Source organism: Sulfitobacter litoralis (assembly GCF_900103185.1).
Classification (GTDB): domain Bacteria; phylum Pseudomonadota; class Alphaproteobacteria; order Rhodobacterales; family Rhodobacteraceae; genus Sulfitobacter; species Sulfitobacter litoralis.
This window is the reverse complement of sequence record NZ_FNJD01000001.1, coordinates 103,141-116,317: the sequence shown is the minus strand read 5'-3', so window position 1 is coordinate 116,317 and position 13,177 is coordinate 103,141. Positions and strand designations below refer to the sequence as shown.

Genomic DNA, 13,177 nt, shown 5'->3' with positions numbered 1-13,177 from the left:
CTGAATGACAAAACGGGCGCGGGGGAAACCTCGCGCCCGTTTTGCGTGGGGCGGCCTTAGCTGTCGGCGAGAAAGGCAAAGACCTTGCGCAGGCGGTTCCATGTGGTTTTGTCAGGGGCCACCAGAATATGCCCCGTCCGCAGGGTCGCGTCATAGGGGCCACCCGACAGCATCTCGACGTGGGCACCGGCTTGGGCGCAGATCAACGCTCCGGCGGCGTGGTCCCAAGGGTGCAGCGTGCCGCTTAGGATGAAATCGGCATGGCCTTGGGCGACGGTGCGGTATTCGTGGGCCGAACAGCGCAGGGAGTTCACCTTGGCAAAGCTCGGCAGGGTGGTGGCGACTTTGACCCGCAGCTCATTGCTGAAGTTTCCCAGCGGGACAAATCCGCTGAGCTCTTCGATCTGCTTGCCCATGCTGACCCGCAGCGGGCGCGAGACGCCAAGAGCGCGTTCAAAGCGCGGGGTGCTGGTATCATCGGCAATCACCCAATCATCGTTCACCGGATCATAGATCACGCCAAAGGCCGGTTTACCGAAGCGTGTCACCGCAAGGATCATGCCGAAGATCGATAGCCCGTGGGTGAAGTTCGATGTGCCGTCGATCGGATCAAGGATAAAGGCCAGAGGGGCTTCGGCGATCTTGTCGAGTAATCCGGGGTCTGCCGACACCGCCTCTTCGCCGACGATTAGCGCATCCGGATAGCCCGTGGCGAGGGCGCGGGTGATCATCGCTTCGGCGGCCAGATCGGCGGCGGTGACCAGATCATGCGGGCCGGATTTGGTGTCGATGTCAGCCGGTGCCAGATTGCGGAACCGCGGCAGCACCTCGGCCCGCGCGGCACGGCGCAGGACATTTATCACATGGGTTTGCTGGGCCGCCGTCAGTACCGGCGGCAGGGGGGCTGGCAGTGTCTGGGTGGTCTGCGTCATTGTCGTATCCCTTTGCAGTCTATCGGATCCATCTTATTCGCGGGCGCGCAGCACCTGTGCGGGTCTGGCGTTCAAGGCGTTGATCGCAAAGCCAAGCGACGCAAGGATCGACGCCAGCGCTCCGCCGGTGATGATCAACAGCGCCGAGGGCCAAACCACGGCAAAGCTGGTGTCCATCACAAAGCGGCTGACGGCCCACCCGCCCAAAATACCTGCCAGCAGCGCGACGGTCCCTGCGAACAGCCCCAACAGGGCGGCGCGCAACAAAAAGCTGGTGGCGATACTGCGGCGCGAGGACCCTAGCGTTTTCAGCAAGGCGGCTTCATAGCGGCGGGCATCTGCACCTGCGGCGGCTGCCCCGATCAATACCAGAAAGCCGGTCAGAAGAGTAGCCGCCGCGCCGTAGGATGTCGCCGCTGCCAACCCGCTCAGCACCGCCGCCACGCGGTCGATCGCATCACGCACGCGGATGGCGGTGATGTTGGGGTAGGCGGTGGCCAGATCGCGCAGGATCGGTGCTTCGGCCTCGGGGTCGGCATAGACGGTCGAGATATAGGTATGCGGCGCGCCGGTCAGGGCGGCGGGGTTCATGGTCAGGATAAACCCGATCCCCGCGGTCGAGAAATCAACCTCTTGGAAGCTGGCGATGGTGCCGGTGATGTCGCGCCCCAGCACGTTGATGGTCAGCGTATCGCCAAGCTCTAACCCGATCTCCTCGGCCTCTTCGGCGGCAAAACTAATGAGCGGCGGGCCGTCATAGTCAGGCGCCCACCATTCGCCCGCGGTGATCACCGTGTCGTCGTCGGGGGCCTCGGCATAGGTCAGCCCGCGGTCGCCGCGCACGACCCAGTGGTCGCCCGCAACCTCTTTGGCGGGCTTGCCGTTGATCTGGGTCACGACGCCGCGCAGCATGGGTGCGCTGTCGATGCGCCGCACAGCCGGGTCTTCGGTTAGCCGTTTGGTATAGCCCTCGATCTGGTCTTTCTGGATATCGACAAAGAAATACGACGGGGCCACATCGGGCAGGTTGCCCGAGATCGCCTGACGCAGGTTGCCGTCGATCTGACCCACGGCGGCCAGTACCGATAGGCCAAGACCGAGCGATAGCACCACGGCTCCCGCCCCTTCGCCACTGCCGCCAATCGCAGTCAAGGCCCAGCGAAGCCGCGGTCGTCCGCGTGCCAGAACGGCAGCGCGTTGCGCAAGGAAACGCACCAGCAGTGCCGCCAGCGTGAGGATCCCAAGCGCGCCTGCGATGCCGCCCAATGTCCAGAGCGTCAGCCACCAGCTGCCGTTGAACCACCCCGCCAGCGCGACCAGCAGCGCCACGGTCATCACGATAATCGCCACATAGCGCGGTGCCGGAAAACGCGCGGCCCCGTCCCATGCATCCCGAAACAGGGTCGCCGCGCGGATGTTCTCGCTGCGCGCCAACGGCCAGAGCGTGAAGGCAAACGCCGTGAGCAGCCCGTAGATCGCCGCCTCGGCCAGTGGCGCGGGGTAGATGGCAAAGGCCGCAGGGATCGGCAGCCGCGCGGAAATGAGCGGCGCAAAAACCAGCGGGGCCACGGCCCCTAACACCACGCCGATGGCGACGCCTAAAAGCGACAGGGCGCCGATCTGGATAAAGTATGTCTGGAAGATCGTCGCGCGGTCAGCCCCTAGCGCACGCAACACGGCGATGACTTCGGTCTTGCCGGTCAAGTAGGACCGTACAGCAGCCGATACGCCCACACCGCCCACGGCCAGACCGGACAGGCCCACGAGGATCAAAAACGCAGTGAGCCGTTCGACAAAGCGCGATACCCCCGGTGCACCATTGCGCGCATCGGTCCAGCGCATCCCGCTGTTTTCAAACCGCGCACGGGCGGCAGAGCGCAGTTGATCAAGGTCGGTATCGGCAGGCAGCAGCATCCGGTATTTCGAATTGAACAGCGTCCCTTCCGCCAGCAGGCCGGCCCCGTTCAGCGCCTCGGTCCGGAGCAGGGTGCGGGGCCCAAGGGCAAAGCCGCTGGCGGCGCTGTCGGGTTCGCGCACGATCAGGGCGGAGAGGCGGAATTCCTTGACGCCAAGCTTGAAGGTGTCGCCGGGGGAAAGGCCCAGACGGTCGGACAAGGCGCGCTCCATCACGGCACCCGACAGCCCGTTTTCCAGCCCGAGCGCCTGTTCCAGCGGCATCGCCGGTTCCAGTGCCATCTCGCCCACCAGCGGGTACAGATCATCGACCGCCTTTACCTGCGTCAGCGCACGGTCTGCGGCGGCCCCGTCACCAGCGACAGCCATGGACCGGAACTCGACGACCTCGGACACGGCGCTGGCTTGGGTTTCGATCCAGTCGCGTTCATTTTGGGTGGCGAAACGATAGGTGAAATCGATCTCTGCCGCGCCCCCCAGCAGGGCCGCGCCTTCGCGTTGCAGCCCGCCTTCGATGGCGGACCGTACAGACCCTACGGAAGCAATCGCCGCGACGCCAAGGGCGAGGCAGGCCAGAAACAGACGGAAGCCCCGCAGCCCCCCGCGCATTTCGCGACGGGCGAAACGGCCGGCCAGACGCAGGCTCATGCGCCGGTCCCGCCAACGATGCGCCCGTCGGTCAGGGTCACCACCCGATCACAGCGCGCGGCCAGATCATCGGCGTGGGTCACCAGCACCAGCGTCGCCCCATGTTTTTCGCGTAGATCGAACAACAGCTCCATGATCGCGGCACCATTGGTACTGTCGAGGTTCCCTGTCGGCTCATCCGCCAAAAGGATCGCCGGACGCGGGGCAGAGGCGCGGGCCAGTGCGACGCGTTGCTGTTCGCCGCCCGACATCTGTGCGGGATAGTGGTTCAGCCGGTGCCCCAGACCCACAGCGTGCAATTCCGCCTCGGCGCGGTCAAAGGCATCAGCCACGCCGTTCAGTTCAAGCGGGGTGGCGACGTTTTCCAGCGCGGTCATGGTGGGGATCAAGTGGAAAGACTGGAACACGATGCCCATCCTTCCGCGGCGAAACTTGGCCAGCCCATCTTCGGACAGCGTGCTGAGGTCTTCGCCCAAGGCGCGCACCGATCCGCCTGTGGCCCTCTCGAGCCCGCCCATGACCATTAGCAGCGAAGACTTGCCCGACCCCGACGGGCCGGTAAAGGCGACCGTCTCGCCTTGTGCGACGTCCAAGGTGATCCCATGTAGGATATCGACCTTTCCGGCGTTGCCATTCAGTTTCAGGGATGCATCTTGAAGCTGGAACACCGGGTCGGTCATAGGGCTGCCTTTTTGAAATACGGTCCCTGTTGGATATGGAGGTTCGACCATGATGCGCAAGGTTACGACGGCACTTGTTCTGGTATTAGCAGGCCCCGCACTGGCGGAACCGCTTGTTCTTGCGGCATTGGGCGACAGTCTGACGCAGGGATACGGTCTGCCTGCCGAAGACGGGTTCGTGCCTCAACTGCAAAACTGGCTGGATCAGAACGGGGCGGATGTAACGGTCATCAACGCGGGCGTGTCGGGGGATACCACCGCTGGCGGGCTTTCACGTGTTGCCTGGACCATGACACCCGAGGTGGATGGCATGATCGTAACGCTTGGCGGGAACGACCTTTTGCGCGGGATCGATCCTGCGGTCAGCCGCGCCAATCTGGACGGAATCATGAAGGCCGCGCAGGACGCCGAGGTCGAGGTGCTGCTGGTCGGCATGACCGCGCCGGGCAACTTTGGCCCCGACTATAAAACCGCCTTTGACAGCATCTATCCCGATCTGGCCTCACAATATGACGCGAGCCTGATGGGCAGCTTCTTCGACGGCCTGTCCGACAATGGCGAGACTCCCGATCTGGTGCAGGCACGCGGGTTTTTCCAGGCCGACGGGGTGCATCCGAACGCGCAAGGCGTCACGAGAATCGTCGACGCTTTGGGCCCGAAAGTGCTGACGCTGATCGATCAGATCAACGAAACCGAGTAGTTTTGCACAAAAAACGGGCACCGAAGCGCCCGTCGTCAAAAATATTATGATCCGGCTTCGGCCCGGTCAGGCCAGTGCGATATTCGCGGCGCTTTCGCGGCCATCACGGCCCGCGTCTACGTCGAATGTCACCTTCTGGTTGTCGGCAAGCCCGGTCAGGCCAGCGCGTTCAACCGCTGAGATGTGAACAAAGATATCCTTGCCGCCGCCATCAGGCGCGATAAAGCCATATCCCTTTGTAGTATTGAACCATTTTACGGTGCCAGTAGCCATGCCCCGTTACTCCTGTGTTTGTCCTGCCCACATTATGCGGCAGCGTGGCTCGGTCAGAACTTGATCGCACCAGCGCCTAAGGGCTGAGGGGTCGAAAGTCTTTCGCGTCGCACCTCTGACTTTGGCGCCAAAAAGGACAAAATCAAGAGTTTTTGCCCGCAAATTCACAACAGGCGGGCGTTTGCGCATGAAATTTCACAACAGTGAAATAATTTTACCAGTTGATAAAAAAATCATTCCGTGGGAGCGTTTCTGAATAAATAGTGACAGCAGGGATAAAAAAATGTCGCAGAAAATCTTTGAACCGGGGGTCGCTGCCGGACGGCTGGACGCTGATGCCTACACCGCGCAGTTTTCGGATTTGCACCCGCCGCTGGATGTGCACGAGGCGCTGGTCGCCGCAGACCGATGCTATTTCTGTCACGACGCGCCGTGCATCACGGCGTGCCCGACGGACATCGATATTCCGCTGTTCATCCGGCAGATCGCCACCGGCACACCGGATGCTGCGGCCAAGACCATCCTGAGCCAGAATATCATGGGCGGCATGTGTGCCCGCGTTTGTCCGACCGAACAGCTGTGTGAACAGGCCTGTGTGCGTGAAGTGGCTGAGGGCAAGCCGGTCAAGATCGGCGAGCTTCAACGCTATGCCACGGACCATCTGCAGGCCAAGGGGGTGCACCCGTTTGAACGCGCAGCACCGACGGGCAAACGGGTCGCGGTCGTGGGGGCAGGTCCGGCAGGGCTTTCTTGTGCGCACCGTGCTGCGATGATGGGGCATGATGTGACCGTCTTTGACGCGCGGCCCAAGCCCGGCGGTCTGAATGAATACGGGATCGCCACCTACAAAACACCAGACGGGTTCGCGCAGGCAGAGGTCGACTGGCTGCTCAAGATCGGCGGCATCACCGTGCAGAATAACGCAGCCCTTGGGGCGGCGATGACGCTGGACAGTTTGCGGGCGGAATACGACGCCGTGTTCCTTGGTATGGGCCTTGGCGGTGTGAACGCCTTGGGGGCCGAGGGCGAGGATAAGACCGGCGTGCTGGATGCGGTCGATTTCATCGCCGATCTGCGTCAGGCGAGCGATGTGGCTGCGGTCCCGATCGGTCGTGACGTGGTGGTGATCGGCGGCGGGATGACCGCGATTGACGCGGCTATTCAGGCGAAGCTGCTGGGGGCGTTGAATGTGACGCTGGTCTATCGCCGCGGGCGGGACCGGATGAACGCCAGCGTGTTCGAACAGGATCTCGCGGCCTCTAAGGGCGTGCGGATCGTGACCCATGCCACGCCGGTCGCCGTGATCGGCAACGGTGCCGTGCGCGAGATCGAATTCGAGTATGTGGACGACCAGATGCAGGGCACAGGTCAGACCCTGCGCCTTGCTGCGGATCAAGTGTTCAAGGCCATCGGCCAGACCTTGCAGGGCGACGCGCTGCCCACGCTTGAGGCGCGCAAGATCAAGGTCGATGGCACCGGGCGCACCAGCGTCGATGGGGTCTGGGCCGGCGGGGATTGCGCCAGCGGCGGCGATGACCTGACCGTGACCGCTGTCGCCGAAGGACGCGACGCGGCGATGGATATTCACATGGTATTGATGGGTTAAGCCCCTACAGGAGAACGCAAATGGCTGATCTAAGAAGCGACTTCGTGGGCATCAAAAGCCCGAACCCGTTCTGGCTGGCATCCGCGCCGCCAACGGACAAAGAATACAACGTCCGCCGCGCCTTCGAGGCGGGGTGGGGCGGTGTCGTGTGGAAAACGCTCGGCATGGAGGGCCCGCCGGTCGTCAACGTCAACGGCCCGCGCTACGGTGCCATCTATGGAGCGGACCGGCGGCTGCTGGGGCTCAATAACATCGAGCTGATCACCGACCGCCCGCTTGAGGTGAACCTGCGCGAGATGAAAGCGGTCAAACGCGACTACCCCGACCGTGCGCTGATCGCCTCGATCATGGTCCCGTGCGAGGAAGAGGCGTGGAAAGCGATCCTGCCGCATGTGGAGGACACCGGTGCCGACGGGATCGAGCTGAACTTTGGCTGCCCGCACGGCATGGCGGAACGCGGCATGGGATCGGCCGTGGGGCAGGTGCCGGAATACATTGAAATGGTCACCCGCTGGTGCAAGCAATACACGCGCATGCCGGTGATCGTGAAGCTGACGCCGAACATCACCAATGTGCTTTATCCCGCCGAGGCCGCGAAACGCGGTGGTGCGGATGCGGTGAGCCTGATCAACACGATCAACTCTATCACCTCGGTCGATCTGGATCTGTTCGCGCCCGAACCGACAATCGACGGCAAAGGCACCCATGGCGGTTATTGCGGACCGGCAGTGAAACCAATTGCGCTGAACATGGTGGCCGAGATTGCCCGCAACCCTGCCACGGCTGATATGCCGATCAGTGGTATCGGCGGCGTGACCACATGGCGCGACGCGGCAGAGTTTCTCGCACTTGGGGCGGGGAACGTGCAGGTCTGTACCGCCGTGATGACCTATGGCTTTAAGGTCGTCGAGGAAATGATCAGCGGCCTGTCGGAATATATGGACGACAAGGGGATGACTTCGGTCGATCAACTGGTGCGCCGTGCGGTGCCGAATGTGACCGACTGGAACCAGCTGAACCTGAACTATGTCGCCAAGGCCAAGATTGATCAGGATTTGTGCATCTCGTGCGGGCGTTGCTTTGCGGCCTGCGAAGACACGTCGCACCAGGCGATTGCCATGTCCGAAGACCGGACATTCAGCGTGATTGACGATGAATGCGTGGCCTGCAACCTGTGCGTCAATGTCTGCCCCGTCGAGGATTGCATCTCTATGGTGGAACTGGCCACGGGCACCACGGACCCGCGTACCGGAAAAACGGTCGAAGCGGCGTATGCCAACTGGACGACGCACCCGAACAACCCCTCTGCCACGGCGGCAGAGTGACCCTTGCCTCCGCCGCTACTGTTCAGGCGCGGCGGGGGTCAGCAACGTAGAGAACATCAGCCGTAGATGATCCGACGCCTGTTGATGCTGTTCGGCGTCGCCCTCAAGCAACAACGCCACCTGTGGGGCAAAATCCGCATAGTGCTGCGTTGTGGACCAGATCGAAAATATCAGATGCCTCGGGTCCATTCGTGCGATCTTTCCTGCGTCCATCCAAGCCGCAATGACGGCGCATTTTTCATCAAAAAGCGGCTTAAGATCGCTTTGCAATCGAGGGCCCATATGCGGCGCACCGCGTAAAATTTCACCAGCGAACAGCCGGCTCTCGCGGGGCAAATCCCGCGCCATATCCAGCTTGCGCTGCACGTAATCCAACAGCTCTGTGCGCGGGTCACCAAGGGCATCGAGCTCTACCAGAGGGTCCAGCCATGTTTCCATAAGCTGGCTGAGAAGGGTCGTATGAATTTCTTCTTTGCCACTGAAATAATACAATATATTTGGTTTGCTGAGCCCTGCCTCTGTGGCAATCTGATCCAGCGTGGCACCCCGAAACCCGTAGCTGGAAAAAACATCCAGCGCGGCGTCCAGGATGACACGCCGGTTGCGCCTTTGGATTCGGCTGGGCTTTTTCTTGGCGGTGGCGTCGGGCATGGCGCGGTCCCTTCCGGTGTAAGTGCCTGAAAATGCGGCAGTCCGCCAGTGACGGGTCGCCCCAAGGAAAGCATTTCTTGACAGACTTAACCCTAGCCGCAATCGTGGATTTACCAAATGGTAAAAATTTACGCCTTGCACAAGGTAGAAAACGCAAAGGAAACCGCTATGGCCGCGCCCGGTGAAAACCTGAAGATCAACCCTGATCGTCTGTGGGACAGTCTGATGGAGATGGCCCAGATCGGCCCCGGTGTGGCAGGTGGGAATAACCGCCAGACGCTGACCGACGAAGACGCCGAAGGCCGCGCCCTGTTCCAGAAATGGTGCGAGGAGGCCGGCTGCACCATGGGTCTCGACACGATGGGCAACATGTTTGCGCAGCGCGATGGCACTGACCCCGATGCACTGCCGGTCTATGTCGGGTCGCATCTGGATACGCAGCCTACGGGCGGGAAATATGACGGCGTATTGGGCGTGCTTGGCGGGTTGGAATTGCTGCGCACGATGAACGATCTGGGGATCAAGACAAAGCACCCCGTGGTCGTGACCAACTGGACCAACGAAGAAGGCACCCGCTATGCCCCCGCCATGCTGTCGTCCGGTGTCTTTGCCGGCATCCACACGCAAGAATGGGCCTATGCCAAGACCGACGCCGAGGGCCTGAGCTTTGGTGATGAGCTCAAGCGGATTGGCTGGCAAGGCGACGAAGAGGTCGGCGCCCGCAAGATGCACGCCTTTTTCGAGCTGCACATTGAACAGGGCCCGATCCTTGAGACCGAAGGCAAGGATATCGGTGTCGTCACCCACGGGCAGGGGCTGTCGTGGACCCAAGTCACCGTCACCGGCAAGGATGCACACACCGGATCGACCCCGATGCCCATGCGCAAGAACGCAGGGCTTGGCATGGCGCGCATGCTTGAGGCCGTGGACCAGATCGCATGGTCCCACGCGCCCCACGCGGTTGGTGCCGCAGGGCATTTCGAGGTCTACCCGAATTCGCGCAATGTCATTCCGGGTCAAGTGATCTTTACCGTCGATTTCCGGTCGCCCGATCTGAGCGTGATCGAAGATATGGAAAAGCGTCTGCGCGTCGAAGGCCAGAAGATCGCCAATGACATGGGGCTTGAGGTCGCCTTTGAAAAAGTCGGCGGCTTTGATCCCGTGACGTTTGACGAGGGCTGCGTCTCGGCCATCCGTTCTGCAGCAGAGCGGTTGGGGTATAGTCATATGGATGTCATCTCGGGGGCCGGTCACGATGCCTGCTGGATCAACGGGGTGGCCCCGACCGCGATGGTCATGTGCCCCTGCGTCGATGGGCTAAGCCATAACGAGGCCGAAGAGATCACCAAAGACTGGGCCAAAGCGGGTGCCGATGTTTTGCTGCATGCGGTGCTGGAAACGGCAGAGATTGTGGGCTGAACCCGTCGGGGGCCTGAGCGGGCGCGCCCTGGGGGCCAGCCCCCAGACCCCCGGGATTTGGACCATTTGGAAGACAGACAGGGGAGAGAACAGATGAGCAAGGTTATCAAGGGCGGCATGGTCTGCACGGCGGATCGGACCTGGAAAGCGGATGTGTTGATCGAGGGCGAGATCATCAAGCAGATCGGCGAGGATCTGGTGGGCGACGAATATATCGACGCCGAAGGGGCCTATGTCATTCCCGGGGGTATTGATCCGCACACCCACCTCGAGATGCCTTTTATGGGGACCACGGCGGCCGAAACCTTCGAGACGGGGACTTGGGCCGCGGCTGTGGGCGGGACCACGATGATTGTGGATTTCTGTCTGCCGGGTGCGGATGGGTCGATCAAGAACGCGATCAATGAATGGCATCGCAAATCCGCACCGCAAATCTGTTCGGATATCGGCTATCACATGGCGATCACCGGTTGGAACGAGAATGTCTTTGACGAGATGAAAGACGCCGTCGACATGGGGGTGAATTCGTTCAAGCACTTCATGGCCTATAAAGGGGCCTTGATGGTCGAGGATGACGAGATGTTCGCGTCCTTCCAGCGTTGTGCCGAACTGGGTGCGCTGCCGATGGTGCATGCCGAAAACGGCGATCTGGTCGCGGCCCTGCAGGAGAAGTATTTTAATCAGGGGATCACGGGGCCGGAGGGTCACGCCTATTCCCGTCCGCCCGAGCTGGAAGGCGAAGCCGCGAACCGCGCGATCACCATCGCAGATGCCGCCGGCGTGCCGCTTTATATCGTGCATGTCTCTTGCGAGCAGACCCACGAGGCGATCCGCCGTGCGCGGCAAAAGGGGATGCGGGTCTATGGCGAGCCATTGATCCAGTTCCTGACTCTGGACGAAAGCGAATATTTCAACAAAGATTGGGACCATGCCGCGCGCCGTGTCATGTCGCCGCCGTTCCGGTCCAAGGACCATCAGGACAGCCTTTGGGCGGGCTTGCAGTCGGGATCGTTGCAGGTGGTTGCGACGGACCACGCCGCGTTCTCGACCGAGCAAAAACGCGCGGGCAAGGACGATTTCCGCATCATCCCCAACGGGTCGAACGGGCTGGAAGAGCGTCTGGCGGTGCTCTGGACCGAAGGCGTCGAGACGGGCCGGCTGACACCCAATGAATTCGTCGCGGCGACCTCGACCAACGTGGCGAAGATCCTGAACATCTACCCGCGCAAAGGGGCCATCGTCGAAGGGGCCGATGCGGATATCGTGGTTTGGGATCCAAAAATCAGCAAGACGATTTCGACGGCGAACCACCATTCCATTCTGGATTACAACGTCTTTGAAGGCTTTGAGGTCAAGGCGCAGGCACGCTATACCCTCAGTCGCGGCGAGGTCATCTGGGCCTGGGGGCAGAATTCGCAGCCCAACCCCGGACGCGGACGCTTTGTGCCGCGGCCTGCTTTCCCGTCAGCCAACCTTGCGCTGAGCAAGTGGAAAGAGTTGACTGCGCCGAAACTGATCAAACGCGATCCGTTGAACATCCCTGCGGGGATCTGAGGCTATAATGTATGAACAGCAAAGCCGACAACCGCAGATCTTCTATAGCCTTTGGTCTCCAGCTATTGGGGATTTCATCGTCAAGTTTGGATGCCTAGAAACTCTTTTAGATGAAATTGCATGGCAAGCGCACAGCGGCCTAGATCGGTCAGTGATTTACGCATTCTCAAAGGATGTACCAAAGTCTTTTCAAGACAAGTTCAAGTTTGTGAGAAAGCTGATAGACTCTGACTTAGTAGCCAAACCGGAACGCGCCATCTTAGACTTGGGTGGTTGGCCTCAAATAGGTGTTCTAGTCTCAGAAACCTTTGAGTTTCGAAACGCAGTTGCTCACGGGCAGGTCTCTATGGTTAGCGAAAGAGAAATAGTGTTTCAAAGGTTCAAGCTAAAGAGGATCGAGCCTAGTAAGACGCATAGTGCTACATATCAGAACACGGAAATGAAGTTTGAGACGCTTGCGAGGATTAACTCCGAGCTAGCAGGTCTCATGTTGGTTATGGAACTGATAATTCAAAGTATTTCCCACGGAACAGTCGCTTGGAATGAAATGGAGGTGCATCGAACCCCAAATGCACTGGTCAGAGAAATATACGACCTCCATCATGAGAAGATGCTAAATGCAGGGTATATTCGCATTCAAAATGGCTCATATAGGTTAAACAAGGAAGAAGAAGCTTGAAAACAGTGATTAGCGCCCAGAACCTATCCCTGACATTTGAAACCAACGACGGCCCTGTGCATGCGCTGAAAGATGTGTCACTTAATATTGAAAAGGGCGATTTTGTCAGCTTTATCGGGCCATCGGGCTGCGGTAAGACGACGTTTCTGCGCTGTATGGCGGACCTTGAGCAGCCAACGGGTGGCGAGATCACTGTCAATGGCGTGAGCGCTGCCGAGGCGCGGCGGGCGCGAGCGTATGGCTATGTGTTTCAGGCGGCGGGGCTGTATCCGTGGCGGACGATTGGCGGCAACATCCGTCTGCCGCTCGAAATTATGGGGTATTCCAAAGCCGATCAGGCGAAGCGGGTTAGCCAAGTGTTGGAGCTGGTCGAGCTGGCAGGGTTCGAGCGCAAGTTCCCTTGGCAGCTGTCGGGCGGGATGCAGCAGAGGGCCTCTATCGCGCGGGCCTTGGCGTTTGACGCGGATATCTTGCTGATGGACGAACCCTTTGGTGCGCTGGACGAGATCGTGCGCGACCATTTGAACGAACAGCTGTTGCGTCTGTGGGCGCGCACCGAAAAGACGATTGCCTTTGTCACCCACTCTATCCCCGAGGCGGTGTATCTGAGCACCAAGATCGTGGTGATGAGCCCGCGTCCCGGACGGATTGCAGATGTCATTGAAAGCCCTCTGCCGAAAGAGCGCCCCTTGGATATTCGCGAAACGCCCGAGTTTCTGGAGATCGCGCATCGGGTGCGCGAAGGGTTGCGGGCAGGGCATGCGGATGACTGATAGCGCGCTTGCTGCAGCCCGGC

At 60.7% G+C, this 13,177-nt stretch carries 12 protein-coding genes; 7 read left to right on the top strand and 5 right to left on the bottom strand.

Annotated elements, in window-relative coordinates; translation table 11 throughout:
- Nucleotides 1-56: 56 nt before the first annotated feature.
- From BLQ98_RS00595 to BLQ98_RS00585, 3 genes are read right to left on the bottom strand one after another with little or no spacing between them, the layout of a single operon-like run.
- Nucleotides 57-932: an inositol monophosphatase family protein gene (locus BLQ98_RS00595; RefSeq protein ID WP_093731420.1), complete on the bottom strand. Its 876-nt coding sequence runs from the start codon at nt 930-932 to the stop codon at nt 57-59.
- A gap of 33 nt (nt 933-965) precedes the next feature.
- A complete protein-coding gene (locus BLQ98_RS00590) occupies nt 966-3,494 on the bottom strand; it encodes an ABC transporter permease (RefSeq protein ID WP_093731419.1) in 2,529 nt (842 codons plus the stop codon).
- A complete protein-coding gene (locus tag BLQ98_RS00585) occupies nt 3,491-4,174 on the bottom strand; it encodes an ABC transporter ATP-binding protein (protein ID WP_093731418.1) in 684 nt (227 codons plus the stop codon). Before BLQ98_RS00585 ends, BLQ98_RS00590 begins: the two co-directional genes overlap by 4 nt.
- A 49-nt stretch (nt 4,175-4,223) precedes the next feature.
- Here BLQ98_RS00585 and BLQ98_RS00580 point away from each other — a divergent pair, with 49 nt between their 5' ends.
- Complete coding sequence (locus tag BLQ98_RS00580) at nt 4,224-4,874, top strand: arylesterase (protein ID WP_093731417.1); 651 nt, start codon at nt 4,224-4,226, stop codon at nt 4,872-4,874.
- Nucleotides 4,875-4,940: 66 nt separating this feature from the next.
- Here the strand turns inward: BLQ98_RS00580 and BLQ98_RS00575 are convergent, their stop codons facing one another.
- Nucleotides 4,941-5,147 carry a cold-shock protein gene (locus BLQ98_RS00575; protein ID WP_093731416.1) on the bottom strand — a complete coding sequence of 69 codons (207 nt, stop codon included), beginning with the start codon at nt 5,145-5,147 and terminating at the stop codon, nt 4,941-4,943.
- Between the two features lie 283 nt (nt 5,148-5,430).
- Here BLQ98_RS00575 and BLQ98_RS00570 point away from each other — a divergent pair, with 283 nt between their 5' ends.
- Together BLQ98_RS00570 and preA are read left to right on the top strand one after the other, a co-directional pair.
- Nucleotides 5,431-6,753, top strand: coding sequence for an NAD(P)-dependent oxidoreductase (locus BLQ98_RS00570; protein ID WP_093731415.1), 1,323 nt, complete (start codon nt 5,431-5,433; stop codon nt 6,751-6,753).
- Nucleotides 6,754-6,773: 20 nt separating this feature from the next.
- Complete coding sequence (gene preA / locus BLQ98_RS00565; RefSeq protein WP_093731414.1) at nt 6,774-8,078, top strand: NAD-dependent dihydropyrimidine dehydrogenase subunit PreA; 1,305 nt, start codon at nt 6,774-6,776, stop codon at nt 8,076-8,078.
- Nucleotides 8,079-8,093: 15 nt separating this feature from the next.
- Here the strand turns inward: preA and BLQ98_RS00560 are convergent, their stop codons facing one another.
- Nucleotides 8,094-8,729 carry a TetR family transcriptional regulator C-terminal domain-containing protein gene (locus tag BLQ98_RS00560; protein ID WP_093731413.1) on the bottom strand — a complete coding sequence of 212 codons (636 nt, stop codon included), beginning with the start codon at nt 8,727-8,729 and terminating at the stop codon, nt 8,094-8,096.
- A gap of 168 nt (nt 8,730-8,897) precedes the next feature.
- Here BLQ98_RS00560 and BLQ98_RS00555 point away from each other — a divergent pair, with 168 nt between their 5' ends.
- The 4 genes from BLQ98_RS00555 to BLQ98_RS00540 all read left to right on the top strand — a co-directional run bounded on the left by BLQ98_RS00555 (nt 8,898) and on the right by BLQ98_RS00540 (nt 13,154).
- Nucleotides 8,898-10,148 (top strand): Zn-dependent hydrolase, encoded by a 1,251-nt coding sequence (locus tag BLQ98_RS00555; protein ID WP_093731412.1) that lies wholly within the window; start codon nt 8,898-8,900, stop codon nt 10,146-10,148.
- Nucleotides 10,149-10,241: 93 nt separating this feature from the next.
- Nucleotides 10,242-11,702, top strand: coding sequence for a dihydropyrimidinase (gene hydA, locus BLQ98_RS00550; protein WP_093731411.1), 1,461 nt, complete (start codon nt 10,242-10,244; stop codon nt 11,700-11,702).
- 151 nt (nt 11,703-11,853) lie between these two features.
- Nucleotides 11,854-12,381 carry a hypothetical protein gene (locus BLQ98_RS00545; RefSeq protein WP_141135294.1) on the top strand — a complete coding sequence of 176 codons (528 nt, stop codon included), beginning with the start codon at nt 11,854-11,856 and terminating at the stop codon, nt 12,379-12,381.
- The gene (locus tag BLQ98_RS00540) at nt 12,378-13,154 is read left to right on the top strand and encodes an ABC transporter ATP-binding protein (protein ID WP_093731409.1); all 777 of its coding nucleotides are present in this window, start codon (nt 12,378-12,380) and stop codon (nt 13,152-13,154) included. Before BLQ98_RS00545 ends, BLQ98_RS00540 begins: the two co-directional genes overlap by 4 nt.
- The last annotated feature ends 23 nt before the right edge of the window (nt 13,155-13,177 follow it).